At 70.7% G+C, this 25,873-nt stretch carries 25 protein-coding genes; 12 read left to right on the plus strand and 13 right to left on the minus strand.

Features of this window, described 5'->3' with window-relative positions:
• Positions 1-52 precede the first annotated feature (52 nt).
• Positions 53-991, plus strand: coding sequence for a nucleoside hydrolase (locus IEY63_RS04600; RefSeq protein WP_189067746.1), 939 nt, complete (start codon positions 53-55; stop codon positions 989-991).
• An 18-nt stretch (positions 992-1,009) separates the two neighbouring features.
• Here IEY63_RS04600 and IEY63_RS04605 read toward each other — a convergent pair whose 3' ends face one another.
• A complete protein-coding gene (locus IEY63_RS04605; RefSeq protein WP_189067747.1) occupies positions 1,010-1,693 on the minus strand; it encodes a hypothetical protein in 684 nt (227 codons plus the stop codon).
• A gap of 52 nt (positions 1,694-1,745) precedes the next feature.
• On the opposite strand from IEY63_RS04605, the gene IEY63_RS04610 reads away from it, so the two are divergent.
• Together IEY63_RS04610 and IEY63_RS04615 are read left to right on the plus strand one after the other, a co-directional pair.
• Positions 1,746-2,699 carry a DUF1152 domain-containing protein gene (locus IEY63_RS04610; protein WP_189067748.1) on the plus strand — a complete coding sequence of 318 codons (954 nt, stop codon included), beginning with the start codon at positions 1,746-1,748 and terminating at the stop codon, positions 2,697-2,699.
• A gap of 286 nt (positions 2,700-2,985) precedes the next feature.
• Positions 2,986-3,450, plus strand: a complete 465-nt coding sequence (locus IEY63_RS04615; RefSeq protein WP_189067749.1) for a hypothetical protein — start codon at positions 2,986-2,988, stop codon at positions 3,448-3,450.
• Between the two features lie 137 nt (positions 3,451-3,587).
• On the opposite strand, the gene IEY63_RS04620 is transcribed toward IEY63_RS04615, so the two are convergent.
• Positions 3,588-4,601, minus strand: coding sequence for an alpha/beta hydrolase (locus IEY63_RS04620; RefSeq protein ID WP_189067750.1), 1,014 nt, complete (start codon positions 4,599-4,601; stop codon positions 3,588-3,590).
• 79 nt (positions 4,602-4,680) lie between these two features.
• Between IEY63_RS04620 and IEY63_RS04625 the strand changes: the two genes are divergently transcribed.
• The gene (locus IEY63_RS04625) at positions 4,681-5,424 is read left to right on the plus strand and encodes a carboxypeptidase-like regulatory domain-containing protein (protein ID WP_189067751.1); all 744 of its coding nucleotides are present in this window, start codon (positions 4,681-4,683) and stop codon (positions 5,422-5,424) included.
• Between the two features lie 56 nt (positions 5,425-5,480).
• Here IEY63_RS04625 and IEY63_RS04630 read toward each other — a convergent pair whose 3' ends face one another.
• Together IEY63_RS04630 and IEY63_RS04635 are read right to left on the minus strand one after the other, a co-directional pair.
• Positions 5,481-6,689, minus strand: coding sequence for an acyl-CoA dehydrogenase family protein (locus IEY63_RS04630; RefSeq protein ID WP_189067752.1), 1,209 nt, complete (start codon positions 6,687-6,689; stop codon positions 5,481-5,483).
• 96 nt (positions 6,690-6,785) lie between these two features.
• Positions 6,786-8,456, minus strand: a complete 1,671-nt coding sequence (locus tag IEY63_RS04635) for an acyl-CoA carboxylase subunit beta (RefSeq protein ID WP_189067753.1) — start codon at positions 8,454-8,456, stop codon at positions 6,786-6,788.
• A gap of 153 nt (positions 8,457-8,609) precedes the next feature.
• Here IEY63_RS04635 and IEY63_RS04640 point away from each other — a divergent pair, with 153 nt between their 5' ends.
• Complete coding sequence (locus tag IEY63_RS04640) at positions 8,610-9,248, plus strand: hypothetical protein (RefSeq protein WP_189067754.1); 639 nt, start codon at positions 8,610-8,612, stop codon at positions 9,246-9,248.
• Positions 9,249-9,312: 64 nt separating this feature from the next.
• Positions 9,313-10,662, plus strand: a complete 1,350-nt coding sequence (locus tag IEY63_RS04645) for a cytochrome P450 (RefSeq protein WP_189067755.1) — start codon at positions 9,313-9,315, stop codon at positions 10,660-10,662.
• A 47-nt stretch (positions 10,663-10,709) separates the two neighbouring features.
• On the opposite strand, the gene IEY63_RS04650 is transcribed toward IEY63_RS04645, so the two are convergent.
• The 4 genes from IEY63_RS04650 to IEY63_RS04665 form a co-directional block, all read right to left on the minus strand.
• Complete coding sequence (locus IEY63_RS04650; protein WP_189067756.1) at positions 10,710-11,339, minus strand: CoA transferase subunit B; 630 nt, start codon at positions 11,337-11,339, stop codon at positions 10,710-10,712.
• A 174-nt stretch (positions 11,340-11,513) separates the two neighbouring features.
• Positions 11,514-12,425 (minus strand): adenylyltransferase/cytidyltransferase family protein, encoded by a 912-nt coding sequence (locus tag IEY63_RS04655; RefSeq protein ID WP_189067757.1) that lies wholly within the window; start codon positions 12,423-12,425, stop codon positions 11,514-11,516.
• Positions 12,422-13,882 carry a nicotinate phosphoribosyltransferase gene (locus tag IEY63_RS04660; protein ID WP_189067758.1) on the minus strand — a complete coding sequence of 487 codons (1,461 nt, stop codon included), beginning with the start codon at positions 13,880-13,882 and terminating at the stop codon, positions 12,422-12,424. The genes IEY63_RS04655 and IEY63_RS04660 overlap by 4 nt, the downstream gene beginning before the upstream one ends.
• The gene (locus IEY63_RS04665; RefSeq protein WP_229784474.1) at positions 13,879-15,282 is read right to left on the minus strand and encodes an MFS transporter; all 1,404 of its coding nucleotides are present in this window, start codon (positions 15,280-15,282) and stop codon (positions 13,879-13,881) included. Before IEY63_RS04665 ends, IEY63_RS04660 begins: the two co-directional genes overlap by 4 nt.
• Before the next feature lie 53 nt (positions 15,283-15,335).
• Between IEY63_RS04665 and nadE the strand changes: the two genes are divergently transcribed.
• A complete protein-coding gene (nadE, locus tag IEY63_RS04670; RefSeq protein ID WP_189067759.1) occupies positions 15,336-16,175 on the plus strand; it encodes an NAD(+) synthase in 840 nt (279 codons plus the stop codon).
• A 57-nt stretch (positions 16,176-16,232) separates the two neighbouring features.
• Here nadE and IEY63_RS04675 read toward each other — a convergent pair whose 3' ends face one another.
• From IEY63_RS04675 to IEY63_RS04685, 3 genes are read right to left on the minus strand one after another with little or no spacing between them, the layout of a single operon-like run.
• Complete coding sequence (locus IEY63_RS04675; RefSeq protein ID WP_189067760.1) at positions 16,233-16,931, minus strand: CoA transferase subunit A; 699 nt, start codon at positions 16,929-16,931, stop codon at positions 16,233-16,235.
• A 28-nt stretch (positions 16,932-16,959) separates the two neighbouring features.
• Positions 16,960-17,691, minus strand: a complete 732-nt coding sequence (locus IEY63_RS04680; RefSeq protein ID WP_189067761.1) for an alpha/beta fold hydrolase — start codon at positions 17,689-17,691, stop codon at positions 16,960-16,962.
• Positions 17,684-18,694: an alpha/beta fold hydrolase gene (locus IEY63_RS04685; protein ID WP_229784475.1), complete on the minus strand. Its 1,011-nt coding sequence runs from the start codon at positions 18,692-18,694 to the stop codon at positions 17,684-17,686. Before IEY63_RS04685 ends, IEY63_RS04680 begins: the two co-directional genes overlap by 8 nt.
• 175 nt (positions 18,695-18,869) lie before the next feature.
• Here IEY63_RS04685 and IEY63_RS04690 point away from each other — a divergent pair, with 175 nt between their 5' ends.
• The 5 genes from IEY63_RS04690 to IEY63_RS04710 all read left to right on the plus strand — a co-directional run bounded on the left by IEY63_RS04690 (position 18,870) and on the right by IEY63_RS04710 (position 23,494).
• Positions 18,870-20,030: an ABC transporter substrate-binding protein gene (locus IEY63_RS04690; protein ID WP_189067762.1), complete on the plus strand. Its 1,161-nt coding sequence runs from the start codon at positions 18,870-18,872 to the stop codon at positions 20,028-20,030.
• Positions 20,031-20,110: 80 nt separating this feature from the next.
• On the plus strand, positions 20,111-20,971 hold the full coding sequence (locus IEY63_RS04695; protein WP_062158582.1) for a branched-chain amino acid ABC transporter permease: 861 nt from the start codon (positions 20,111-20,113) through the stop codon (positions 20,969-20,971).
• The gene (locus IEY63_RS04700; protein WP_189067763.1) at positions 20,968-21,957 is read left to right on the plus strand and encodes a branched-chain amino acid ABC transporter permease; all 990 of its coding nucleotides are present in this window, start codon (positions 20,968-20,970) and stop codon (positions 21,955-21,957) included. The genes IEY63_RS04695 and IEY63_RS04700 overlap by 4 nt, the downstream gene beginning before the upstream one ends.
• Positions 21,954-22,739, plus strand: coding sequence for an ABC transporter ATP-binding protein (locus tag IEY63_RS04705; RefSeq protein ID WP_229784476.1), 786 nt, complete (start codon positions 21,954-21,956; stop codon positions 22,737-22,739). The genes IEY63_RS04700 and IEY63_RS04705 overlap by 4 nt, the downstream gene beginning before the upstream one ends.
• Positions 22,736-23,494 (plus strand): ABC transporter ATP-binding protein, encoded by a 759-nt coding sequence (locus tag IEY63_RS04710; RefSeq protein ID WP_189067764.1) that lies wholly within the window; start codon positions 22,736-22,738, stop codon positions 23,492-23,494. Before IEY63_RS04705 ends, IEY63_RS04710 begins: the two co-directional genes overlap by 4 nt.
• A gap of 60 nt (positions 23,495-23,554) precedes the next feature.
• Here IEY63_RS04710 and IEY63_RS04715 read toward each other — a convergent pair whose 3' ends face one another.
• On the minus strand, positions 23,555-24,787 hold the full coding sequence (locus IEY63_RS04715) for a polysaccharide deacetylase family protein (RefSeq protein WP_229784477.1): 1,233 nt from the start codon (positions 24,785-24,787) through the stop codon (positions 23,555-23,557).
• A complete protein-coding gene (locus IEY63_RS04720) occupies positions 24,784-25,866 on the minus strand; it encodes a hypothetical protein (protein WP_189067765.1) in 1,083 nt (360 codons plus the stop codon). The genes IEY63_RS04715 and IEY63_RS04720 overlap by 4 nt, the downstream gene beginning before the upstream one ends.
• Positions 25,867-25,873 lie beyond the last annotated feature (7 nt).

The following is a 25,873-nucleotide window of genomic DNA, read 5'->3' on the forward strand; positions in this document are numbered from 1 at the left end:
CGCGTCTCCCCGCCGGGGACAGCGGAACTCACGAACGCTCATACTGGCGGGCATGACCGCGCCCCGCCCCGTCATCCTGGACCTCGACCCCGGACACGACGACGCCGTGAACATCCTGCTGGCCCTGGCCAGCCCCGAACTGCGCGTGATTGGCCTGACCACCGTGTTCGGCAACGTAGGCCTGGACCGCACCACCCGCAACGCCCTGATCACCCGGCAGATCGCCCGCTCAGACGTGCCCGTCTACGCCGGCGCGGACCGGCCCCTCGTGCAGGAGCGGATCAGCGCCGAGGCCGTGCACGGCGAGAGCGGCCTGGACGGCCCGCACCTGCCCGCGCCCACGCGCGGCACCGAGGCGGAACACGCGGCCGCGTTCATCATCCGCACCGTCCGCGAGAAGCCCGGGGAGGTCACGCTGCTCCCCACGGGTCCGCTGACGAACGTCGCGCTGGCCTTCCGCCTCGCGCCGGACATCGTGCCGCTGGTGCGGGAGGTCGTGTGGATGGGCGGCAGCACCGACACCGGCAACTGGACGCCCGCCGCCGAGTTCAACGCCCTGGCCGACCCGCACGCCGCGCACGTGGTCTTCAGCAGTGGCGTGCCGCTGACCATGATCGGCCTGAACGCCAGTCATCAGGCCATCGCGCACCCGGCCCGCGTGCAGCTGTTCCGCGACCTGGGCACGCCCACCGGCGCGTTCGTGGCGGACCTGCTGGCCTTCTTCGCCGAGCACCACCGTGAACGCTACGGCTGGGACGGCGGGGCGCTGCATGATCCCCTGACGGCCGCGTGGCTGCTGTGCCCCGACCTGTTCACCGTGCAGCCCATGCACGTCCAGATTGACCTGTCGGGCGGTCCCAGCCACGGCCGCACCGTGGCCGACGTGTGGCACGTCACCGGGCAGACCCCGAACGCGCAGGTCATGACCCACGTGAACGCCGACGGCTTCTTCGAGCTGCTGCGCGACCGGATCGCCACGTACACCCACTAACGAACCGCGACCCCGGCGCTACCCGAGGGCCCGCAGGCGCCGCGCCACCCCGTCCGGCACCGGGTGGCGCGCACCGGATAGCGGATACAGCTGCCCCGCGAACTCGCCTGACTGCACGGAGCTCAGCAGCACCCCACTCAGTCGCGCGCGCTCCCGGGCGAAGCGCCGCCCATCTACTCCCGCCGGGCCACCCTCCGATGCCTGTGAGGCGCGCGCCAATAGCCCCAGGGCCTCAGCCAGCAGCGGCGCGCCCGGTTCAGCCACCGGGAGAAGAACCGCCAGCACGGTCACCGCGCCCGGCGGCCCCTGACCCGCCTTGCCTGCCAGCACCCGCGCCAGCCGCAGCGGCAGGTGTGCGGCCGGGTCGCGCAGGCGGGTTACCTCCACGAACCACGCGCCCGACCCGTCCAGCGCAGCCACCCGGAAGTCCGGGCTGCGGCCGCCCGACGCGGCCAGAGGCTCGAACGTCAGCGTCCAGCGGCGCTCGCGCAGCAGCCACGCCGCTACCGCGAGCTCTGCGCCCACGTCCGCCAGGGCCTCCGGGTCCGGCACCCGCAGCTTGCGGCGCACCTTCGCCGCATGTGCCGCCAGGAACGCCGCAAGTGGCCGCGAGCCGCGCAGCTGCCCCAGCAGCAGGGGCCGGAGCGGGTGCCCATCCGGCACGCCCAGATCATCCAGCAGGGCTTCTGCGCGGCCGTTCACTCCCGCATCATGACCGGCCCTGCCCCCCGGAGCCTGCGAGAATAAATGGGCCATGAACGCCCTTCAGCCTCCCTTCTTCCGTGAACTTCAGGCCTCGCGCCGCGTCATGATCGCCGGGATGGGCGGCGGCTTCGATGTGTTCTGCGGCCTCCCGCTGTACTTCGCCCTGAAAGCCGAGGGGAAGGAAGTGTTCCTGGCGAACTACTCGTTCACGAGCCTGGGACTGGGCCCGAACGGCCCGCTGCCGCCCGCGGTGGTCCCCGTGACCCCGGACCTGATCGTCACGCCCGGCGAGTACTTCCCCGAGTACTGGCTGTCGCGGTGGCTGGTCACGCAGGGCGAGCCGGGCACCGTGTACGCCTTCCGGAAGGTGGGCGTGCAGCCCCTGAAGACCGCGTACGAGGCGCTCGTGCGGCACCTGAACCTCGACACGATCATTCTCGTGGACGGCGGCACGGACTCCCTGATGCGCGGCGACGAGTCCGGCCTGGGCACCCCCCACGAGGACGCCACCAGCCTCGTCGCAGTCAACGAGCTCAGCGGGCCCAAAACACTACTCGCGTGCCTGGGCTTCGGTGTGGACCACTTCCACGGCGTCAGCCACGCCGACTATCTGGAAGCCACCGCTGACCTTACCCGCAGCGGCGCGTACCTGGGCGCATTCAGCCTCACGCCCGACCTGCCGCCCGTACAGAAGTACAGAGACGCCTGCGAGGCCGCATTTCAGATGATGCCCCGGTACACCAGCATCGTGAACAGCAGCATTCTCAGCGCTATTGACGGTCACTACGGCGACCATCACGTGACCAGCCGTACGCACGGCAGCGAACTGTGGATCAATCCGCTTATGGGCCTGTACTGGACGTATCAGTTGCCTCCCGTCGCGCGGCGCCTCGGGTACTACGGGCCCCTGCTGCAGACCACTACCCTCACCGACGTGGGCCTGGTGATCGAACGGCACCGCGAGCAGGTCCCGATCAGGCCCAGGGTGAACATCCCGGTGTGAGGGCGTCCGGGCAGCCAGTCAGACGCTGGGGCGTCCACACGGCCCGTCAAAAACGGCCTGACTGGGCCTGCACCTGAGGTCGGGGCACGCCGCCGCGCCGACCTCAGGCTCCATTGTTTTCTCATGCTGGGGCGGACTGGCTGTCACTGTCCGCGCCCCACCAGCGCCTGAACAGGCATGAGGGCTGTACAGGCGCTCTCATGTCTGAACGGGCAGTTCAGGGACAGCTCTCAAACGGTCACCATCAGGGCCCTTTACGCTGACCTTCACCACCAAGGAGGTCATCATGAACGCCCGTTCCCTCACCACCTTGATCGCCCTGAGCTTCACGGGGCTGGCCGGCGCACAATGCGTCAAGACGCCCACCCACGCCTTCAACGGCCTGGTGCGAATCACGTACCCGTCCGGCAGCAGCGCCCTACTCCAGCAGGCCTGCGACGCCGGGGCCCAGCAGCTCAAGGCAGACATCATGGCCAACGCCCGCGCCAAGGGGATCCCCGTGAAGTGGGTCGAGATCTACGGAGCGCGCAACTGGGGCTCAACCTTCCATGACCTGATCTACAAGACGCGCCCGCTGGGCTACAGCCAGGCGGCCTACAGCAAGTACAACGTGCTCCCCGCCTCCCGCATGAGCGGCGCGGAACTCCTCGTGTACGCCAACAAAAGCGGCAAGTACATCGCCATGAGCTCCCAGCGCGAAGGCAGCAGCAGCGCCAAGACCACGGACGTGTTCGTGGTGTACGGCAACTGAGCCCAGCGGTGCTGCCGCAGGTGAATAGAGTCAGAGCAGACGATTTTGAGCCCCCCAGGGCCAGTCACACTGGACCTCTCAGGGGGCCTTCCCTTACCTGTTTGTAACCCACACGGTCCTGCCTGGGCTTACGGCGATCAGTCAAGCCTCAGGCCGCGCCGCAGGGCGGCCAGGGCACTCTGCCTGAACTCACCCGCAACGGCCGTGTTTGGCGCGAAGCGTTCAAACGCGTGGTACGCGCCGGGCACCTCCACGTACTCGCACGGCACACCCGCCGCCCGCAGTCGCCGCGCGTACGTCCGGTCCTCATCGTGAAACAGGTCCAGGGTGCCCACCCCGATCCACGCGGGCGGCAGGCCGCTCAGGTCCGCCCGCCGGGCTGGCGCGGCGTACGCCGTGGCCCCGTCCAGCTGGGGTGGGCCGCCCAGGTACGCCGTCCAGCCCACCAGGTTGGAGGTTGGCCGCCAGATGAACTCGCCGCGCCGGGCGTGATCGGCCCGCAGCGCCGTGCGGTCATCCAGCATCGGGTAGTACAGCAGCTGGAAGGCGGGCGTGACCTCACCCCGGTCATGCGCGAGCTGCGCCAGCGCGGCTGCCAGCCCACCCCCAGCACTGTCCCCTACCAGCGCGATGCGGGCCGGTTCAAGGCCCAGCGACGCCGCCTCGCGCGCTATCCACGTCAGGGCGGCGTAACAGTCCTCCAGCGGCCCCGGGAACGGCGTGCCCGGCGCAAGGCGGTACTCGACCCCCACGACCACCACCCCAAGTTCCAGGGCGTACGCGGCGCTCTGCGCGTGGTACGCCGCGGCCGACCCGGTCACGTACCCGCCCCCGTGAATGTTCAGAATTGCGGCCGCGCCCGCCGGGAGGTTCGGCGGCCGGTACACGAACACCGTCACGTCCGGCGCGCCCGGCGGACCGGGAATGCGGCACTCCTCCACGCGGACACCGTTAGGCAGCGCCGGTGCCTTCGTGTGGGCTTGCACCGCCTGCATGAGGCGCACCACACCCGGCGTGAACGGCGGCGAACGGAAACGCAGCAGCGGCGAACGCAGCTCAGCGTGCAGGTGCGGGAAAGAGGCCGCGCGGCGCGACCACACGAACCACGCGCCCAGCACTGCCCCTACCGCCAGAAACCGTCCGGACTTCATGACTGATTCTGGCATCCCGGCGCACGTCATCCGCCAGCCACGCCCCTCCTCTTACCCTCAGCGGACGGAGGAGCACCCCATGCACAGACCTGCCCAGGCCGCCCTGATCGCCACCATCCTCGCCGCTACGCTGACCGGAGCGGACGCCACCACGCCCGTCAAGGGCTTCATCACCGGCACCGTCGTGAACGAACAGGGCGCGCCCCTGGCTGGTGTGGAGATTGATGTGGACAACACCCTCTCGTACGACAGCAACCTCGTCACGTATACCGACGCGAAAGGCCAGTACCGCGTGGATGTGCGCAAACTGCCCTTCACCTTCCAGGTGTACGCCAAGCTGAAGGTGAAGTACGAGGGCTACACCACCGCCATTGAACTCGTGCCCCGCACGCCCAACGCGGTGGCCGGCGTGGTCGGGGGCGTCCGGGACTTCGTGCTGCGCCCCAAACCCATCACGCCAGAGGACCCATACGGCAACCAGGGGTGCGTGTTCATTGAGCGGGCCATCGGCGAGTACGACATCGACGAAGCTCAGGTGCTCGTGACCCTCACGCCCGTGGGCAAACTCGCCGACGGGTCCACCGGGAAACCCCGAACCGTGCACCTGCTGCGCAGCGGAAGCGGGCCCGTCATACCGAACGTCATGTGGGGCCGCTACACCGTCACCGCCACCTACCAGGGCCAGCCGCTGGAACTGCGCCGCCGCACCAGCCCCAATAACAACCCCTGGAACACCAGTTACACCGGCGGCTTCGTCCGCGAGTACAACATCACGCAGCTGAACATGTACGTCGAGATGCGCCTCCCGAACAAGAGCAACTGAGAAGAGAGGAGCGGCCGCCCTGAACCTCGGCGGCCGCTCCTCTCTTCTCGTTGGCTTCAGTCGGCGAAGCGTTTGAGGACGTCGCGGCTGATGACGAGGCGCTGCACCTCGTCGGTGCCCTCGCCGATGCGGGTGAGGCGGTTGTCGCGCCACATGCGTTCCACGGGGTACTCCTTGATGTAGCCGTACCCGCCGAGCATCTGAATGGCCTCGTCGCAGGCTTCGACGCCGACGGTGGTGGCGAATAGTTTGGCGCGGGCGACGGGCACGGTGAAGTTCATGCCCGCGTCCTTGAGGTCGGCAGCCTTGCGGATCAGGAGGCGCGCGGCCTCCAGCTTGGTGTCCATGTCCGCGAGGCGGAAGGCGAGGTTCTGGTTGTGCCCGATGGGTTTGCCGAACTGTTCGCGCTGGGTGGTGTAGCGGGCGGCGTACTCGAACGCGGCGCGGCCCAGGCCGAGGCCCATGGCGGCGATGCCGACGCGCCCGCCGTCGAGGACTTTCATAACGTCCTTGAAGGCGTTGCCCCGCTCACCCAGCAGCGCGTCGGCGGGCAGGTGGATGTCCTCGAAGATCAGCTGCGCGGTGTCGCTGCTGCGCAGACCGAGTTTGTCTTCCTTGCGGCCGATGCTGAAGCCCTGCACCTCGTCGCGGTTGAACACGAACGCGCTGATGCCGTCGTTCTTGCCCTTGCCGGGGCGGGCGGCGTCCGTGCGGGCCAGGATGACGTACGTGCCGCCGACGCTGCCCTGCGTGATGAAGTTCTTGCTGCCGTTCAGGATCCAGCTGCCGTCCGCCTGTTCCTTGGCGTTGCTCTGCATGCCGCCGCTGTCACTGCCGCTGCCGGGTTCGGTGAGGCCCCACGCGCCCAGTTTCTCGGCGCTGGCCAGGGCGGGCAGGAACTTCTGCTTTTGCGCCTCGGTCCCGCCGATCAGGATGTGCCCCTGGCACAGGCTGTTGTGGGACGCCACGGTCAGGCACAGGCTGCCGTCCACCGCGGCGATCTCCTCGATGATCTGCGCGAACGTCGCTGTGTCCAGCCCGGCCCCGCCGTACTCCTCGGGCGTCTGCGCGCCCATGATGCCCATCTCGCCCAGTTCGCGCACGATCTGCATGGGGAACTCGCTCGTCTGGTCGCGCTCGGCCGCGCCCGGCTCGACCTTGTTCTTCAGGAACGACTTCAGCGCGCTGATGATCGTACGCTGGTCGTCATTCATGGGCTGCGTGTTCGGGTTCATGGATTCGGGACGGTTCAGGGTGCTGGTCATGGGGGGCTCCTTCGGAGGGGGTGATGGTTGATGGTTGAGAGGTGATGGAGGAAGGGCGTAGATCTTTCGACCATCGACCTTCAACCATCGACGGACTTACACCTGGAAGACGCCGACGCGGAATTCGTCCTGGTGGGGGTTCTGGGCGCAGGCTTCGAGGGCGCGGATGAGGCGCTCGCGCGTGTCGTTGGGGGGGATGATCTCGTCCACCCAGAGGCGGGCGGCGGCGTAGCGAGGGTCGAGTTCGGTGTCGTATTTGCTCTTGACCTCGTCGTAGAGCTTCTGGAGTTCCTCGTCGTCGGGCTGGTGGCCGCTGCGTTTGAGGGCGGCGAGCTGGATGTCCAGCAGGGTCTTGGCGGCGGCGTTGCCGCTCATGACGGCGTACTTGGCGCTGGGCCACGCGAACAGGAAGCGGGGGGCGTAGGCCTTGCCGTTCATGGCGTAGTTCCCGGCGCCGAAGGATCCGCCGGTGATGATGGTGATCTTGGGGACGACGGTGTTGCTCACGGCGTTGACGAGTTTCGCACCGCGGCGGATGATGCCTTCCTGTTCGCTGTCGCGGCCGACCATGAAGCCGGTCACGTCGCTGAGGAACACGAGGGGCACGCCGGCCTGGTTGGCGTCCATGATGAAGCGGGCGGCCTTGTCGGCACTGTCGCCGTAAATGACGCCGCCGACCTCGATGCGGGTGCGCAGGCCGGGTTCGCCGCCGCTCTTGAGTTTCTTCTTGATCACGGTGCGCTGGTTCGCGACGAACGCCACGGGGTATCCGCCGGCGCGGGCGAAGCCGCACACGAGGGTCTCGCCGTACTCGGGTTTGAACTCGTGGAATTCGCCTCCATCGACCAGGGCGGTGATGAGGTCGCGCACGTCGTACGTCTTGCTGCCGTCGAAGCCGACGAGGTCGGTGAGGTCGCGTTCCGGGGCGGGCAGTGTCTCCTTGCGGCGTCTGGCAAAGGGGGCGCTGTCACCCTGCGCGTACAGGTCGGCCAGCGCGCGGATGCGCCTCAGTGCGGCGGCATCGTCGGGTTCCTTGTAGTCCACGGTCCCCGCGATGGAGGCGTGCATGCTGGCCCCGCCGAGGTCTTCCGAGTCCACGACCTGTCCGATGGCGGCCTTCACCAGCGCGGGCCCGGCGAGGTACAGCCCGGAGCCTTCAGTCATGATCAGGGTGTCGCACATGACGGGCAGGTACGCGCCGCCCGCAACGCAGTTACCCATGATCGCGGCGATCTGCGGGATGCCGCGCGCACTCATGCGGGCGTTGAGGTAGAACACGCGGCCGAAGTCATCCTGATCGGGGAAGATCTCATCCTGCATGGGCAGGTACACGCCCGCACTGTCCACGAGGTACACGACGGGGAGGTGGTTTTCGAGCGCGATGGTCTGCGCGCGGATGACCTTCTTCGCGGTGATGGGGAAGAACGCCCCGGCCTTCACGGTGGCGTCGTTGGCGATGATCATCCAGGGGCGGCCCTGGATCTGGCCGATGCCGGTGACGGTCCCGCCGGACGGGCAGCCGCCGACGTCCTGGTACATCTCCCAGCCGGCGAAGGTCATGAGTTCGTCGAAGGGCGTGCCGTCGTCGATGAGCTGGCGGATGCGTTCGCGGGCGGTGAGGCGGTTCTTGTCGTGCTGGCGCTGCTGGGCTTTGGCGCCGCCGCCGGCGTGGACGCGGGCGCGGTCGGTGTCCAGGCGGGCCAGGGCGTCGGTCCAGGGGGTGTGGGTGGGGGGCGCCGGGGGGGCGCTGGTGTCGGGCTGGGTCATTGTTCCCATCAGTCTAACAAACGCTCGTTAGGGCTGTATGGGATGCCCGGACGCGGCGCAGCGGGAAGTGCAACGGCGGCGCAACGGCGCGGGGCGCACCCTGGGTGGCAGAAGCGCACCCGGAGCGTTCCGGCGTTTTCCAAGGAGTTCACCATGCGTACCCTGACCCTGCTGGCCCTGACCGCCCTGTCCACCGCCGTCGCCGCGCCCGTCACCCTGACCCTGAACAGTCAGCCCACCACCCTGAGCACCAGCGTCATCGGGGGCGTGACGTACATCAAACTGGCCGACCTGCAAAAGGCCCTGGCCGCGCAGGGCGGCGCGAACGCGAAAGCCAGCGTCACCGGCTGCGTGAACGAGTGGCTGTTCAACGGCATCTGGCGCATGCGGGTCACGAAGGTCGCCCCCTTCCACAACGACCCGTACGGGGACGGGTACGCCGTGACGGTCGAGATCAAGAACGGCACCACGCAGACGCTGGAACTTGATGAGGCGGGGGTGCACTACAACAGTGCCCGCAACCTGACCTTCGCGGATGGGGACAGCTGGGCGAAGATGACCCTGGGCGTGGGGGCGTGGCAGGACAAGACGTACACGAAACTCCAGCAGGGCACGGGCACGGTGTACACCTTCCAGATCTTCCCGGAGGAGCATCTGGACGCGGCGGCGGTCGCGGCGGCCACGCCGCAGAAGTTCCTGTTCGAAGTGGACCCGAAACTGGCCAGCAGCGTCAAGGCGCGCTTCTCGGTGCCCGATCCGAGCTTCCGGGTCGACCTGACCTGCCGGAAGTGACGCCCGCCGGGGCAACGCAGCCCCCCACACGCCCAGGCTGACACAGTGTCAGAATGGGGGGACCGTGACCACCACTTCTGCCCCGCCCCTGCGCCCCCGCGTCTCGCCGCTGCGTTCCGCCCTGGAACTGCGCCGGGACGCGCTGTCGTACCTGCGCCACCTGCGCGCCGCGTACGGCGACGCCTTCACCCTGCGGATCGGGCCGCGCGACGTGCTGATGGTCACGCACCCGGACGCCGCGCGCGAGGTCCTGGTCACACAGGCCGCTCACTTCCGCAAGGGCCGCGGCATTCAGAAGATGCAGGACTTCCTAGGCACCGGCCTCCTGACCGCCGAGGGGCAGACCTGGCGCACGCACCGCCGCCTGATGCAGCCGTCCTTTCACCGCTCGGCCCTGAGCGGCATGGCGCAGGACATCGTGCAGGCCGCCCGGCCCACCCACACGGCCCTCCTGCACGCCGCGCAGACCGGAGAGGCGCTGGAGGTGGGCGGCGAGATGCTGCGCGTCACGCTGCGCGCCGTGGCGTCCGTGCTGTTCGGCACCGGCCTGACCGACGAGGAACTGCGCGTCGTGGAGGCCGAACTGCCGCCGCTGCTGGACCACACCGCCAGCCGCGCGCGCGCCGTGGTGGACCTGCCCCGCTGGCTGCCCACGCCCGCCGGTCAGCGGTCCGCTGCGGCCGGCCGCGCCCTGGACAGCATCGTGGCGCGCATCATCGCCGCCCGCCGGGCCGAGCAGGAGGCTGGCGCGCCCGGCGGTGACCTGCTGGGCCTGCTGCTGGCCGCCCGGGACGAGCAGGGCGCCGGGCTGAGCGACCAGGAACTGCGCGACGAGGTCATGACCCTGTTCCTGGCGGGTCACGAGACGACCGCGAACACCCTGACGTTCCTGCTGCTGCTGCTGGCCCGCCACCCGGACGTGCAGGCGCGCGTGCAGGAGGAACTGCGTGGGGTGCTGGCGGACCGTGACCCCACCGCCGCCGACCTCCCGCGCCTGCCGCTGCTGAACGCCTGCATTCAGGAGACGCTGCGGCTGTACCCACCCGCGTGGCTGGTCCCGCGGCAGGCCACGGCGCCCGTGCGCGTGGCGGGCCTTGACCTGCCCGAGGGCGCGGCCGTGTCGGTGTGCATCTACCTGCTGCAGCGGCACGCGGCGTTCTGGCCGGACCCGCACGCCTTCGTGCCGGACCGCTGGTTGCGCGGTGAGCGCACCCCGGAGGCGTTCATGCCGTTCGGGCTGGGACCGCGCATGTGCATCGGGAACAACCTCGCGCTGATGGAGGCCGGGCTGATCGCGGCGCTGCTGCTGCGCGACGTGCGCGTGACCGTCCCGGACGGTGGCCCGACGGGCCTGCACGCGGGCGTGACGCTGCGCCCGGACGGCCCGGTGACCGCCGTGTTCCAGCGGGCCTGAACGAACACCGGCCCCAGCGTCACGCCGGGGCCGGAGCTCAGACGGGCTCAGGCGTGGATGGGCGCGCCGGTCTTCGCCTGCAACTCGTCCAGGGTCACGCCGGGCGCGAGTTCCACCAGTTTCAGGCCATTGGGCGTGACGTCCAGCACGCCCAGGTCCGTGATGATGCGGTTCACGACCCCCTGCCCGGTCAGCGGCAGGGTGCATTCGGGCAGGATCTTGTGCGCGTCGCCCTTGGCCACGTGCTCCATGAGGACCACGACGCGCTGCACGCCTGCCACGAGGTCCATGGCGCCGCCCATGCCCTTGACCATCTTGCCGGGAATCATCCAGTTCGCCAGGTCGCCCCGTTCACTGACCTGCATGGCGCCCAGGATCGCGAGGTTCACGTGCCCGCCGCGGATCATGGCGAACGAGTCCGCGCTGGAGAAGAAGCTCGCGCCGGGCAGGGCCGTGACGGTCTGCTTCCCGGCGTTGATCAGGTCCGGGTCCACCTGGTCCTCGGTGGGGAACGGGCCGATGCCGAGCAGGCCGTTCTCGCTTTGCAGCATGACGCTCACGCCGCCTGGGATGTGGTTGGCGACCAGGGTGGGCAGGCCGATGCCCAGGTTCACGTAGTAGCCGTCCTGCAGTTCACGGGCCGCGCGGGCGGCCATCTCGTCTCGGGTCCAGGGCATGAAGTCTCCTTGAATGTGGGGGCAGTGGGTGGGCTGTGGAAGTCAGGCGCAGCTTGCGGCCCGGCCCGCCGGGGTGTCAAGCGGCGTGACCTACCGAACCGGACAGGGTCATCATGCCCGGCGCGCATCACAGGCGCGTTTCACGGCGTGAACCGTGACGGGGCGGGCGACCGCTCAAGTCGGCGGCGTCAGGCGGCGCAGGATGACGTGGTGATCCTCGAAGAACTGGCGCGGGCGGGCCAGGGCGTGCGCCAGGGGAACGGGGCGCGTGCCGGAGGGCGGCGTTGCCGTGCGGACCACGTGCGCGGTGGTCGGGACGCCCAGCGACCGCGCCGGGTGCGGGAACACCGCGGCCCCGGCGGGCAGCGCCCTGGACCCGAGGGCCGTGGCGGGCAGCGTCCACAGGCCCGAGCCGACCGGGCCGGGGCGGCGGGCGAGCCATACGTGCGGCCCGGTGGGGCCGCGCGACAGGTGCAGGTCGAGGCGCTCGTGGCGGGGCGTGCCGTCCCAGGCGGCCAGCTCGGCCTGAAGGGCGAACCACTCGGCCCTCAGGCGGGTGTAGGTCCCGGTGTCCTGAAACCGGGTCAGGGCGGCGGCGACCGCCGGGGGCAGGAGCGCGGGCACCTCGCCCAGCTCGAACAGCGCGCGGCGCAGGTCCGTGGCGTTCAACACCCCCTCCCCCACCCGCAGCGGCCGGCTGGGGTCCAGCGTCCAGTCGGGAAACCAGTGCAGGTAGCGGCTGCTGGCGTCCTTGTCGAAGCCGGTCAGGCTGACCAGAGTGTCGCCCGCCACGTCCCGCGCCGCCTGGCGGACGTACGCCGCCCAGCGGTCCGCGTCAAACTCGTCTGGCAGGGGCCGCAGGGTCACGCGCCGGGCCGGGACGCCCGCGTCACGCAGCGCGGCGCGGATCATGCCGGCCCGCTCGCGCGGCGTGAAGGGATTGCGGGCGCTGCGGGCCAGGTTCGCGCTGCCCAGCAGGACCAGCAGGCGCCAGTGCCGGTCCAGGGCGTCCAGCATGGCGCGCAGGTGCCCGGCATGCAGCGGCTGGAAGCGGCCCACGTACACGGCCAGCGCGGCCCGCGTCACAGGCCGTGCAGGTCACGCAGCGCGGCGATCAGCGCGTCCCGGCGGGCCTGAAGGGGCGCGCCCAGGCTCACGTGGTAGCGGTGGGGGTTCAGGAGGCGGCGCGTGCCGTCAGGCAGCGCGGCCAGGTCCTCACGCGCGCGCGCCTGGAGGTCACCCAGGGCCTCGGGCGGCTGCTGGCGCACGCCGCCGTCCATGACGGTCACGCGCGGGTCCGTCCAGGTCAGGCCGCCGGGCACGCGGCGGGACCCGAGGGGATTGGTGGGGTCACTGACGCGCTCGCCGGGCTGCGGCGCGGCGTCATTCAGGCCGGTGATGACGTCCATGACCAGCTGGCCCTGGGCGTCGCGGGCGCGCCAGACGCGCTTGTCGCCGGGCACGCTGGCCTTGGCGGGGTCCCCGGTGAGTTTCATGCGGCCCTCGCCGTTCAGAGCAACGAGTTTGAACACGCCGCCCAGCGCGCCGCCCCCGTCGCCGCCGCCCGTGGCGAGCTGCGTGCCGACGCCGTACACGTCCACGCGGCCGCCCTCCCGGATCACGCTCTCGATCACGAATTCGGACAGGTCGTTGCTGGCGACGATCTGCACCTCGGGGAAGCCCGCGCCGTCCAGCGCCTCACGCACCCGCGCGGACAGGTACGCGAGGTCCCCGCTGTCCAGGCGCACGCCGCGCAGTTCGTGCCCGGCCACGCGCAGTTCCCGCGCGACGGTCAGGGCGTTCGGAAGGCCGCTGCGCAGCGTGTCGAAGGTGTCCAGCAGCAGGGTCGTGGCGTCCGGGTACAGCCGGGCGTAGGCGCGGAAGGCGTCCAGTTCGGTCGGGAACGCCTCGACCCAGGCGTGCGCGTGCGTGCCCGTGGCGGGCAGGCCGTAGCGGGCAGCCGCCTCGACGTTGCTGGTGCCGGTGGCCCCGCCGATCACGGCGGCGCGCGTGGCGCCCAGCGCGCCGTCGGGGCCCTGCGCGCGGCGGGCGCCGAATTCCACGACCTGCCCCCCGTGCGGGCTGGCCTGCGCGGCACTGACCAGCCGCGCGGCCTTCGTGGCGATCAGGGTCTGGAAGTTCAGGACGTTCAGCAGCGCCGTCTCGACCAGCTGCGCCTCCCACAGCGGGCCGCGCACGGTCAGCAGCGGCTCGTGCGGGAACACCACGCGGCCCTCCGGGAAGGCCGTCACCTGCCCCGTGAAGCGCCAGTCGCGCAGGGCCGACAGGAACGCCGGGCGGAACAGTCCAGTGCCCGCCAGGTACGTCAGGTCGCGCTCCGTGAAGCGTAGGCCCTCCAGGGCGCTCAGGGCGGGGTCCAGTCCCGCCCAGACGGCGTACCCGCCCCGGAAGGGCGCGCGGCGGAAGTACAGGTCGAACGTGGCCGTCTGGGTGTGCAGACCCGCCTCCTGGTAGCCCTGCATCATGGTCAGCTGGTACAGGTCCGTGAACAGCGCCGAGCCCAGCGGGGACGTGTCATTCATCCGTGTTCTCCCTCGGGGATGGGCTGGCCGCGCAGGTCCAGGCCGGTCGCCCAGACGCACCCGGCTGAGATGATGAACGACGCCGCGAACACCGTCAGCGCCTGCCCGAGGTTCCCGCTGAGCAGCAGCGCGCCCGCCGCCGGGGACACCAGGCTGCCCAGGCGCGCGGCGGCACTGACCGTGCCCAGACCCGTGGCGCGCAGCGTGGTGGGAAACACCTCGGCGGTGAAGGCGTACAGCGCACCCCAGGTGCCCAGTAGCGCGAAGGCCAGCAGCCCGGAGGCCATCACGGCCCACTGCGGCGTGCTGGCCATCAGGAACAGGTACGCGCCCGCCGCGCTGGTCAGCATGAACGCGGTCAGGGTCACGCGCCGCCCCAGCCACTCGATGAGCAGGCTGGCGAGCAGGTACCCGGGCACCTGCGCCAGCGCGAGAATCATGGTCACCCGGTACGCTTCAGGCAGGTCCACGCCCTGCGTGCGCAGGTACGTGGGCAGCCACGAGAAGATGCCGTAATACCCGAGGCTCATGCCGAACCACGTGATGCCCAGCAGCAGCGTCCGGTCCCGCAGGTGCGCGGAAAACAGCGCCGACCAGCGTGGCGGGCGGACCGGGACGCGCGTGGGCACCTGGAGTGGCTCGGGGGGCAGGGGGCGCCTGTTGAGCAGCGCGACGCGCGCCAGGGCCTGCCGCGCGTCGTCCACGCGCCCGCGTGAGAGCAGCCAGCGCGGCGAGTCCGGTACGCCCGTGCGGACGAGCAGGCCCACCACGCCCGGCAGGGCCGCGAGCAGCACCAGCATGCGCCAGCCGTCCTGCGGCGGCAGCAGCTGCCCCAGCAGGTACGCGGCCGCGCCGATCAGCAGCGTTCCCACCGCCCAGAAGGCCTCGGTCAGGACCAGGAAGCGGCCACGCACGCGCCGGGGCACGAACTCCGCGATCAGGGCGTAATCGACCGCCATCGTCCCGCCAATCGCGAAGCCCGCCAGGACCCGCGCCGCCACCAGCACCCAGATGTTCGGCGCCATGGCCCCCACCAGCCCGAAGATCACGCCCGCCAGTACCGTGAACAGGAACACGGGTCGCCGGCCGTACACGTCCGCCTGCCGGCCCCAGAACGGGGCGCCCAGCAGCATGCCCACGTACGTGGCCGAGAGCAGCATGGTGGCGCCCAGCGCGCCGGGCGGCAGGTGGAACGAGGCGTTCACGCCGGGCGCCGCGAAGCCCATCAGCAGGACCTCCATGGCGTCCGCCGCGAAGGTCAGGCCGCAGATGAGCAGCAGCCGCACCTGGAAGGCGCCCACGCCGAGCTGCTCGATGACTCCGTCAACGCTCAGGGCGCCGGGGGGCGGCGCGGCCTGCGCGTGGGCCGGGAGTTGCAGTCGCGTGGGCTGCTCGGTCACGCCCGCAGTGTAGACCGTGACCGCGTAGCTCTTCCGGTGGGATACTGCGGCGCATGAGCGCGCAGCAGACCATCAGGCGTGAACTGGCCGTGCAGGCCACGATTGACCCGGCCGCGGAGGTGGAGCGCCGTGTGGCGTTCCTGTGCGCGTACCTGCGAGCGTCCGGCACGCGGGGCTTCGTGCTGGGCATCAGTGGCGGGCAGGACAGCACCCTGGCGGGGCGGCTGTGCCAGCTGGCCGCCGAGCGCCTGCGCGACGGCGGTCAGGAGGCGACCTTCGTGGCGGTGCGCCTGCCGTACGGCGTGCAGGCCGACGAGGCGGACGCGCAACGCGCCCTGGCGTTCATCCGCCCGGATCAGAACGTGACCGTGAACGTGAAAGGAGCGGTGGACGCCGCCGCGAGCGCCGCGGCTGCCGCCCTCACCGGGGCGGGCCTGGGCGGGGAGTTGCGCGACTTCGTGCGGGGGAACATCAAGGCCCGCGAGCGGATGGTCGCCCAGTACGCGCTCGCCGGACAGCTGAACCTGCTGGTGGTGGGCACCGATCACGCCGCCGAGGCCATCACGGGCTTCTTCACGAAGTACGGAGACGGCGGCGTGGACCTGACCCCCCTGACCGGCCTGAGTAAACGCCAGGGCGCACAGCTGCTGGAGTACCTGGGCGCGCCCCGCGAGACGTGGCAGAAAGTGCCCACCGCCGACCTGGAAGACGACCGCCCCGGCCTCCCGGACGAGGTCGCGCTGGGCCTGACATACGCCCAGATTGACGATTACCTGGAAGGCCAGGACGTCCCGCCGGAAGTGGCCGAGAAGCTGGAACGCCTGTACCGCGTCACCCGCCACAAGCGCGCGGTGCCGGTCACGCCCTTCGACGGGTGGTGGCAGGAGGCCTAGACGGACCGGAGGTCACGCGGGAACGTCCACCCCGCGTGACCTCCCAGGCGGCCGGACCTACCCGGCGCGGACGGTGCGCTGCTCGATGCGCTTCTCGGGCGTGGCGTTGAGCACGACGCGCTGCACGAAGATGCCGGGGGTGTCCACATCATCCGGATCGATCTGCCCGATCTCGACGATCTCCTCGACCTCCGCAACCGTGACCTTGCCGCAGGTGGCGGCCATCGGGTTGAAATTGCGGGCGGTCTTGCGGTACACGAGGTTCCCGGCGCGGTCGGCCTTCCAGGCCTTGACCAGCGCGACGTCGGCGACGATGCCGCGTTCCAAGATGAACGTCTGGCCATCGAAGTCCTTGTGTTCCTTGCCCTCGGCGACGGTGGTGCCCACGCCGGTCTTGGTGTAGAAGCCGGGGATGCCCGCCCCACCGGCGCGCATGCGTTCGGCCAGGGTGCCCTGCGGCGTGAATTCCAGTTCGAGTTCCCCGGCGAGGTACTGGCGTTCGAATTCCTTGTTCTCGCCGACGTAGGAGCTGATCATCTTGCGGATCTGGCGGGTCTGGAGCAGCAGGCCCAGGCCCCAGCCGTCCACGCCGGCGTTGTTGCTGACGGCGGTCAGGTCCCTGGCGCCGCTGTCGCGCAGGGCCAGGATGAGCTGTTCGGGAATGCCGCACAGGCCGAAGCCCCCCACGGCGATGGTCTGGCCGTCGGCCACGATGTCTGCAAGTGCCGCGTGGGCGTCGGGGTACACCTTGTTCATGTTGGCTCCAGTGTAGAACGAACGGTCGTTAGGACGCGGGGAGGGTGTCCGGGAATCTCTCCAGCAGCGCGCGGAAGGCCGCCGGGTCTTCCTGCGGGAAGCCGTGCCCCCGCCCGGGCAGGACGGTGGCGGCCGTTCCCAGCGCCGCCGCCTGCGCCCGCACGAGGTCGGGGGTGATCAGGGCGTCCAGTTCGCCGCCCAGGACCAGGGTCGGCAGCCCGGCCAGCCGCGCGGCCTCCACCTGCCACCCGGCGAGCGCGCGGGCGTTCCCGCTGTAGTGCGTGGCGGCCATGTTCGCCCCGTCGGTCAGCAGGTCCGCGAAGTTCGCGGGCCGCCCGGACGGGAACAGCGCGCCCAGGCTGGCCTCCAGCAGAGCGGGCGTGGTGCGCAGCAGTTCCAGCACCGGGTAGTGCTCCTCGGGCGTGACCAGTCCACTCAGGGGTGCGCTGGCCGCCAGCACCAGCCCCGACAGGGCCTGCGGGTCACGCGCCGCGACCTCCAGCGCCACCGCGCCGCCCAGCGAGTGCCCCAGCAGCACCGGCCGCGTGACGCCCTGCGCGCGCAGCCAGTCCTGCACCCAGTCCGCATACGCCCCAATGGAGACGGGACCCGGATGCGGCGTGCCCGCAAAACCCGGCAGGTCCGGGGCGAGCACCCGCCACCCGGCCGGCGGCGTGGCGAGCAGGTCCACCCACCAGCGGGACGAGGCGAAATTACCGTGCAGGGCCACCAGCGTGCGGGTCACGCCTCCATCAGACATGGCGCACCTCCGCCGCGTCCAGAGCGGGCGGCATCGGCGCCGTGCCCAGCAGCTCCCGCAGGGCGTCCTCGAAGGCGGCGGTGTCGGCCAGGCCGCCCAGGTGCCCGCGCGGCGAGTCGAATTCCAGGTGCGTGTGCGCCACGCCCGCCGCCTGTGTCTGCGCGGCGAAATCACGCATCTCGGCAGCGGGGAAGAACTGGTCGCCGCGCACGTTCACGCTCAGCAGCCGCGTGCCCTGCTCACGCCAGCGGCGGCACAGGTCGTCCAGCGGGGCCACCTCCAGCAGGTCGTGCGTCTGCACGGCCCGGCCGATGTCCAGCACGTGCCGCAGGTCGGCGGTCGCGGTGCGGGCGCGCAGGTAGGCGTCCACGTCCGTGTCCCGGAACAGCAGGTCCACGCCGTCCGCGCCCAGCCCGAAGAAGGTGATCAGGCGCAGCGTCTCGTGCAGCGCCGCTTCGGGATCGCCCTGCGCCGCCGCGTGCAGGAGCGGGCCGAACACGCCGCGCAGCACCGGCCCCGCGACCGGGCTGCTCACGACCGCCGCCACGCGCGGCGCCAGCGCCGGGGTGCGTGCCGCCCACTGGAGCGCCTGCATCCCCCCGAAGCTGGGACCCACCACCGCGTGCCAGTGCGGCGCGCCCAGAGACCGCAGCAGCCCGTACTGCGCCCCGTGCAGGTCGGCCATCGTCCACGCCGGGAACCGCTCCCCCCAGGGCTGCCCGTCCGGATGAAGCGTGGCGGGGCCGGTCGTAACGACCTCCGGGTCGCGCACCTGCACATTCCCGGGCGTGTTCAGGCACGCCACGTAGAACCGGTCGGTGTCCAGCGCGCGGCCCGGGCCGATCAGGGCGTCCCACCAGCCGGGCGTCCCGTCGGGCTGCTCACCAGCGGCGCGCATGGTGCCGGTGTAGTGGTGACAGACCAGCACGGCGTTGTCCCGCGCGGCGTTCAGTTCCCCCCAGGCCCGGCCGCCCAGGCGCAGCGGCACCGTCTGGCCCGCCACGGTCAGGTCACCTCTCAGTTCAAAGGCGCCAGGTGATTCTCCTGGCATCCACGTCCACGGACTGTCTCGCATCGCGGTTCAGGCTAGGCGCGGGGCGTCACGGGCCGGTTACACGCCCGGTCAGCGGCGGGTGTAACGAGCGTGTGACGACCCGGCCCTACACTGCGCAGCGAACATGAAAACACTCCTGATGACGGGCGTTCTGCTCGCGCTGTCTGGCGCGGGCGCAGTGAAGGTCGGCGTGCTGCTTCCCCTGAGCGGGGCGGGCAGCGTGTCCGGCCAGGCCGCAAAAAACGGGTACCAGCTGGCCCTAGACGAGATCAACCGGGCGGGCGGCGTACTCGGCAAGCCCCTGGAACTGGAATTCGCCGATGACGGCAGCGCCCCTGCCAAGGCCGTGCCGGAATTCGTGAAGCTCGTGACAGTAGAGAAGGTGGACTTCATGGCGGGCGGCGTGAGCAGCGCCACCAGCATCGCCATCAGCGGGCCCGCCAAGCAGTACAACACCTTCATGGCCTGGATCGGCGCGGCCGCCGTGCCCGTCGAGGACGCCTTCGCGGACCACCCGTACTTCTTCCACTACCACCCCTGGTCGTACTACAACTTCGAGGCGATCCTCGGGTACTTCAAGTACCTCAAGACGTACAAGAAGGCCAAGAACATCGCCATTGCCTACGAGGACGGCCCCTTCGGCAGCGCGGGCATCGACGCGACCGTGGACGCCTTCAAGAAAGCCGGGTTCAACGTCGTCATGAGCGAGAAGTTCAAGACCGGCAGCGGCAACTTCGGCCCGCTGGTCAGCAAGGCCAAGGCCGCCAAGCCCGACATCCTGTACTGGGTCGGCTACGACACCGACGCCCTGCCCCTGGCCACCGAGATCAAGCAGCAGAACCTGCAGCTGGGCCTGCTGTACGGCACGCCCCCCAGCTGGCCCGTGGGCTTCGAGAAGAACAGCCTCTCGGACAACGTGGCGGGCCTGAGCCTGTGGCTGTCCACCAGCCCCACCAAGGACAGCCGCGCGTTCGTCGCCGCTTACAAGAAGAAGTACGGCACCGTCACCGACGAGTACTTCGCGCCGCTGGCGTACGTGAACCTCAAGACGCTGGCCGCCGCGATCAACCGCGCGGGCACGACCGACAAGGCCAAAGTTGCCGCCGAGATGGCCAAGACGAACGTGTCCACGCCATTCGGGCAGCTGACCTTCAGCCCCAGCCTGAAAACCAAGTACCAGGGCTTCAAGGCCGGGAACTGGCTGCACTTCCAGTACCTCGGGGACGCGCGCGTGCCGGTCTTCCCAATCAAGTTCGCGCAGAAACCCATGGTGTACGGCAAGTAACAGTGCATCCGGCGTCACGCCGCAGCAGGGGGGCCGTCCGGGGTCGTAGGGACGGCCCCCCACGTTCAAGGGAGTAAATCATGGACTTATTTGTGCAGACGCTGGTCAACGGCCTGCTCCAGAGTGGCCTGTACGCGCTCGTCGCGTCGGGGCTGGCGCTGGCGGTCGGCGTGGTCGGCATCGTGAACTTCGCGCACGGGGAATACCTGATGATCGGGGCGTTCCTGGCGTGGGCGGGCAGCGCCTTCCTGGGTGTCGATCCGCTGCTGAGCCTGCCGGTGATCGCCGTGGCGGTCTTCGCCATCGGGGCGCTGACGTACCGCGTGAGCATCCGGCACGTGCTGCTCGCGCCGGAACTGAACCAGATGCTGCTGACCTTCGGGCTGGGCATCCTGCTGCAGAACCTCGCGCTGATGCTGCTGGGCGGCAACACCCGCACGGTCACCACGCCGTACCAGGCGAGCAGCCTGCAACTGGGTGACCTGAGCGTGGGCGGCCCGAAGGCGCTGGCGTTCGGACTGGCGGCGCTGCTGCTGGGCGCGCTGTACGTGGTGCTGTACCGCACGACGCTGGGCCGCCAGATGCGCGCCGTGGCGCAGAACCGCCGGGGCGCGCAGCTGATCGGCATCAACGTGGACCGCGTGTACCTGATCGCGTTCGGCGTGAGCTGCGCCCTGGCGGCGGTGGCGGGCGTGCTGGTGAGCGTGCTGCTGTTCGCGTCCCCGACCGTGGGACTGGTGTTCGCGCTGAAGGCCTTCGCGATCATCGTGATGGCGGGCCTGGGGAACCTGACGGGCGTGCTGTGGGCGTCGGTGCTGCTGGGCGTCAGCGAGGCGCTGGTGCAGACGTACGTGCCAGGCGGCGGCGGCTGGAGTGACGCGGTGTTCTTCCTGATGATCTTCGGGACGCTGGTGCTGCGCTCCTTCCGGGGGGCCAAATGAGCGCCCGTAACGCCGAGGCCGGCGCACCGGTGCGTGCGGCGCCGCGCCGCGAGATCACGCCGGGCGCCGCGCTGCCCCTGCTGGGGTTCCTGCTGCTGGCGGCGCTGTTCCCGTTCCTGCCGCTGGGTACCCGCTCGGAGTTCCTGTTGCAGATCGCGTTCTTCACGCTGGTGGCAGGCATCATGGCGCTGTCGTGGGACATCCTGGCGCGCAGCGGGCAGGTGAGCCTCGCGCACGCGGCGTTCTACGGGCTGGGCGCGTACGGGTACGCGCTGCTACTGAAAGCGGGCCTGCCGTGGCTGCTGGCCATGCCAGTCGCGGCCATCATGGCGGGCGGCGTGAGCCTGATCCTGGGCGCGGTCACCATGCGCCTGAGCGGCATGTACTTCGCGATCGCCACGCTGGCCTTCACGGAGGTGGTCCGCACGATCATCCAGAACCTCCCCGAGAGCGTCGCGGGCGGCGCGACCGGCCTGCTCGTGCCCGCGCTGCTGGGCGGGAACAGCCGCGCGCAGTACTTCCTCGCGTGGGGCCTGCTGGCCTTCACGGTGCTCGTCAGTCTGGCGGTGCGCCTGACGCGGCTGCACTTCGCGTTCGCCGCGATCCGGCAGGGCGAGGAAACGGCGCGGGTGCTGGGCGTGAGCATCGTGCGCTTCAAGCTGCTGGCGTTCTTCATCAGCTCCTGCTTAGCCGCGCTGGCGGGCGTGCTGTACGCCGGGAAGACGTTCTTCATCAACCCGCTGGAGACCTTCAGCCTGGCGAACTCCATCGCGCCGCTGACCACCTCGATCTTCGGGGGGCTGTACACGACGCTGGGGCCCGTGCTGGGCGCGACCGTGCTCCGCGTGGCCGAGGAACTGCTGCACAACAGCGTGAAGAACGGGTACCTCGTCGTGTACGGGCTGGTGCTGATGCTGAGCATCCTGTGGCTGCCGCGCGGCCTGATGGGCCTGCGCCGGAACAAGAAACACGGAGGTGACCTGTGACCGCTGCGACGACCATCGGGGGCGTCCTCTCCCCCACTCCGCAGGGCGCCGAGGTGCTGCGCGCCGAGGGCCTCTCGAAGCGCTTCGGGGGTCTGAAGGCCGTGCAGGACGTGTCGTTCACGCACCATCAGGGTGAGATTCTGGCGGTGATCGGGCCGAACGGGGCGGGCAAGACGACGCTGCTGAACCTGCTGTCCGGCGTGTACCGCCCGTCGGCGGGACGGCTGCACCTGATGGGCCGCGACGTGACGGCACTGCCCATGGAGGCCCGCTGTCACGCCGGGCTGGGCCGCGCGTTCCAGATCGTGCGGCCCTTCCCGGAGATGACCGTGCACGAGAACGTCACGGTGGGCGCGCTGTTCGGCAAGCCCGGTCAGCGCCTGCCCGAGGCGCGCGAGCGGGCCTGGGCGCTGCTGGAACGCACCGGGCTGGCCGCGCACGCCGACAAGGCCGCACACGAACTGACGCTGCTGCAGGACAAGCGGCTGGAGGTGGCGCGCGCCCTGGCGACGAACCCCAGCGTGCTGCTGCTGGACGAGGTGATGGCGGGCCTGCGTCCCGGCGAGGCGCAGGAGGCCGTGGCGCTCGTGCGCGGCGTGCGCGAGAGCGGCGTGAGCGTGCTGTTCATCGAGCACATCATGCCGGTCGTGCGGGATCTGGCGGACCGGGTGGTCGTGATGGATCAGGGGCAGGTGCTCGCGCAGGGCACCTACCGCGAGGTGACGGCCGACCCGCGCGTGGTCAGCGCGTACCTGGGCACCGAGGAAGGATTACAGGCATGACCGACACACTGAATCGGACGGCCCCCACAGCGAATGACGTGGGGCAGGAACTGAGGATTGAGGGTCTGGCCGCCGGGTACGGGAAGGTGCAGGTGCTGTGGGACGTCTCGCTGCACGCCGCGCCGGGCGAGTTCGTGGCGGTGATCGGCGCGAACGGGGCGGGCAAGACGACCACGCTGCGCGCCGTGAGTGGCGTCGTGAAGCCCAGCGCGGGCCGCATCACGCTGGGTGGCGTGGACATCACGCGGGCCGAACCGAGCCGCGTGGTGGCGCTGGGCCTGGGGCACGTCCCGGAGGGCCGCGAACTGTTCCCGCACATGACGGTCCGCGAGAACCTGGACCTGGGCGCGGCCATGAGCGCCGCCGCCCGCGCGCGCGCCGCCGAGACGCTGGGCGAGGTGTACGCGCTGTTCCCCCGGTTGCAGGAACGCGCGGGGCAGCTGGCAGGCACGCTGTCGGGTGGGGAGCAGCAGATGGTCGCGGTGGGCCGCGCGCTGATGGCCCGCCCCAGCGTGCTCGTGGTGGACGAACCCAGCCTGGGCCTGTCGCCGCTGATGACGCAGACGGTGTTCGAGGCGCTGAAGGCCGTGAATGCGCAGGGCGTGACGGTCGTGCTGGTCGAGCAGAACGTGAACCTCAGCCTGAAGCTGGCGCACCGGGCGTACGTGCTGGAGAACGGGCAGGTCGTCAAGGAGGGCACGGGCGCGGCGCTGCTGGCCGACCCGGCGGTGCGTGAGGCGTATCTGGCGCTGTGAGCGAACAGCAGGGGCGGGAGGGGACGTGTAATCGTCCCCTCCCGCCTTCTTGGGTGCCGGTTATTTCGGAAGGCCGCCGACGGTGGTCAGGGCCACGCCCTCCTGCCGGGCGTAGCGCAGGAAGTCCCGCAGCACGTCGAGCATCTGCGGCGCGTTGTCGTGCAGGAGCACGATTCCGCCCGCGTGCAGGTGGGCGCGGTAGCGGCGTTCCAGGACGGTGTCGCCGGGGTTCTGGAAGTCGCCGGGGTCGTCCGTCCAGAAGACGGTGGTCAGGCCCGCGTCGCGCGCCGCCTGGAGGGTCGCGGGGGTGTACTCGCCGCCGGGCGGGCGGAAGTAGCGTACGGGTTTGCCGGTCAGGTCGCGCAGCAGGGTCTCCGTGCTCTGGAGTTCGTCCTGCACGGCGGCCGGGCTCAGGGGTGGCAGGCGGACGTGGTGGTAGGTGTGATTGCCGACCTCGTGGCCCTGGGCGGCCATGTCGCGCACGAAGTACGGGTACGCCTGGGCGTTGCGGCCGATCACGAAGAACGTGGCGTGCGCGCCGCTGCGGCGCAGCAGGTCCAGCAGCAGCGGCTCGAACAGCGGGTGGGGCGCGTCGTCGAAGGTCAGGGCGGCCAGATCCGTGGTGCCCCGGCGGGCGCGGTACAGCAGGCCGCCGTGTTCCCCACCGGCGATCTGGGCGGTGGTGTCGCGCAGCCGCGCGCGGTTCTGCGCGGTCATGGGCGCGGCCGGGTCGGTGGTGAGGGTCGGGGTGGTCTCGCGCACGCGGTCGGCGGGGCGCGCCGTGGTGACCGCCGGGCCGGGGTTGACCCAGGCGCGCTCGTACGCGCCGCGTCCGGCGGCCCAGGTCTGGAAGTCGTTCAGGCGGGCGCGGGGCACGCTGGCGGTCAGCAGGGGCAGCGGCCCGCCGAAGCCGCCGTAGCTGCCCGCGTCGTACACGCTGACGTCCACCTCGGTCAGGTCGGGCCGGGCGGCAAACACGCGCTGCACGGCCGTTTCAGCCAGGGTGCGGGCCTGGGGGTGCTGCGCGGCGTTCAGGGTCAGGATGGCGTGCGCCACCGTGATGAACCCGTTGCCGAGCACGTTCACCGCGTGCACGTACGGCAGGGTGGGCGTGAGGGGCAGGGTGGGCAGTTCCGGCGCGGCGCGCGTGCCGGGCGCGACCGGTTGAATCTGACCCGGCAGCGCGGCCAGCACAGGTGGGTGCGCGGGGGCCGTCCGGGCCTGGGCGGCAAGGGTCAGGGTCGCCAGCAGGGCGAGGGCGATCAGGGGACGGGCGGGGCGGGTGGGGTTCAATGGGCACTCCGGGTCAGCAGGGCGAGGATCGGGGCGGGCAGGTTCGGGAAGCGTCCGGTCGTGTCGGCCCACTTCAGGTTGGCCTGCATTCCGGTGGGCGTGTGGCCCTGGGCGACGTACAGGGCGGCGGCGGCGCGGTACTGGGTGCGGGCCGCCTCATTCTGGCCTTCCTTGCGCAGGGTGGTGCCCAGGACGCTGGCGGCCAGGGCGTTGCGGGGTTCCTCGGTCAGGGCGCGGCGCAGCAGGGTCTCGCTGGTCTTCAGGCCCTGCGGGGTGCTGCGCCCGGTGCCGGTGCCCAGCACCCCGCCCACGGTGCGTTCGGCCCGGTAGTAGTCGTACTGCGATTTCAGGTACGCGAGGCTCAGGAAGCCCAGGCCCGCGCTGGGCACGCGGCCCCCCCCGTCCGCGCGGGCGTAGGCGGTCATGCGGTCGCCCTGAAAGGTGGGGGTCACGAAGCGCCACGCGCCGTCCACACGGGCTAGCAGGCCCTGGTGCCGCGCGAAGGGCGTGGGTTCGCTGGCGTCCACCTGCACGTCCCCGCCGGGCAGTCGCAGGACGCTGGTGACATGCCCGAGGTTGCTCTCCTGCCCGGTCTGACTTTTCCAGACCATGACCAGTCCGGCGTCCAGGCCCGCGCGCTGGAGCAGGGCGGCGATGATGGTGCTCTGGAGCAGGCACTGCCGCTCGCCGTACTGGAGGGTGGCGGCGAACTCGTAGCCGCGTTCCAGGCTGAAGCGCGGGATGCTGGCCTTGACGAAACGGTGCGCCCAGGCGGCGGTGTCCAGCGCCAGCTGGTCGTGCGCAGCCCCCTTCAGGCCCTTCAGGTGGGCGCGGCGGGCGTCCAGCGCGGCGCCCAGGGTGGCTTGCCCATCCAGCTTCACGCTCTGGCGGGCGTAGGCGGTCGTCAGCCAGTCCTCGAAGGTGCCCTTCAGCCCAGCGCGGGCGTACGAGTCGGCCGCCAGGGCGCGGAAGGCGGGGCCGCCCAGGTGCAGGTCGGCGGGCAGTGTGGGGGGTGGGGCGGCGTGGGCGGGGGCAGCCAGCAGGGCGAACAGGGGCAGGGATGTCAGGAATCGGTTCATGGGGACC

The sequence above is a fragment of the Deinococcus radiotolerans genome (assembly GCF_014647435.1).
GTDB lineage: Bacteria > Deinococcota > Deinococci > Deinococcales > Deinococcaceae > Deinococcus > Deinococcus radiotolerans.

Coding starts and splice junctions, on each gene's coding strand:
- IEY63_RS04710 (WP_189067764.1), top strand. CDS start 22,736: ATGACCGACACACTGAATCGGACGGCCCCCACAGCGAATGACGTGGGG.
- IEY63_RS04615 (WP_189067749.1), top strand. CDS start 2,986: ATGAACGCCCGTTCCCTCACCACCTTGATCGCCCTGAGCTTCACGGGG.
- nadE (WP_189067759.1), top strand. CDS start 15,336: ATGAGCGCGCAGCAGACCATCAGGCGTGAACTGGCCGTGCAGGCCACG.
- IEY63_RS04660 (WP_189067758.1), bottom strand. CDS start 13,882: ATGAATGACACGTCCCCGCTGGGCTCGGCGCTGTTCACGGACCTGTAC.
- IEY63_RS04650 (WP_189067756.1), bottom strand. CDS start 11,339: ATGCCCTGGACCCGAGACGAGATGGCCGCCCGCGCGGCCCGTGAACTG.
- IEY63_RS04690 (WP_189067762.1), top strand. CDS start 18,870: ATGAAAACACTCCTGATGACGGGCGTTCTGCTCGCGCTGTCTGGCGCG.
- IEY63_RS04630 (WP_189067752.1), bottom strand. CDS start 6,689: ATGACCAGCACCCTGAACCGTCCCGAATCCATGAACCCGAACACGCAG.
- IEY63_RS04695 (WP_062158582.1), top strand. CDS start 20,111: ATGGACTTATTTGTGCAGACGCTGGTCAACGGCCTGCTCCAGAGTGGC.
- IEY63_RS04620 (WP_189067750.1), bottom strand. CDS start 4,601: ATGAAGTCCGGACGGTTTCTGGCGGTAGGGGCAGTGCTGGGCGCGTGG.
- IEY63_RS04625 (WP_189067751.1), top strand. CDS start 4,681: ATGCACAGACCTGCCCAGGCCGCCCTGATCGCCACCATCCTCGCCGCT.
- IEY63_RS04635 (WP_189067753.1), bottom strand. CDS start 8,456: ATGACCCAGCCCGACACCAGCGCCCCCCCGGCGCCCCCCACCCACACC.
- IEY63_RS04610 (WP_189067748.1), top strand. CDS start 1,746: ATGAACGCCCTTCAGCCTCCCTTCTTCCGTGAACTTCAGGCCTCGCGC.
- IEY63_RS04680 (WP_189067761.1), bottom strand. CDS start 17,691: ATGTCTGATGGAGGCGTGACCCGCACGCTGGTGGCCCTGCACGGTAAT.
- IEY63_RS04720 (WP_189067765.1), bottom strand. CDS start 25,866: ATGAACCGATTCCTGACATCCCTGCCCCTGTTCGCCCTGCTGGCTGCC.
- IEY63_RS04675 (WP_189067760.1), bottom strand. CDS start 16,931: ATGAACAAGGTGTACCCCGACGCCCACGCGGCACTTGCAGACATCGTG.
- IEY63_RS04700 (WP_189067763.1), top strand. CDS start 20,968: ATGAGCGCCCGTAACGCCGAGGCCGGCGCACCGGTGCGTGCGGCGCCG.
- IEY63_RS04600 (WP_189067746.1), top strand. CDS start 53: ATGACCGCGCCCCGCCCCGTCATCCTGGACCTCGACCCCGGACACGAC.
- IEY63_RS04640 (WP_189067754.1), top strand. CDS start 8,610: ATGCGTACCCTGACCCTGCTGGCCCTGACCGCCCTGTCCACCGCCGTC.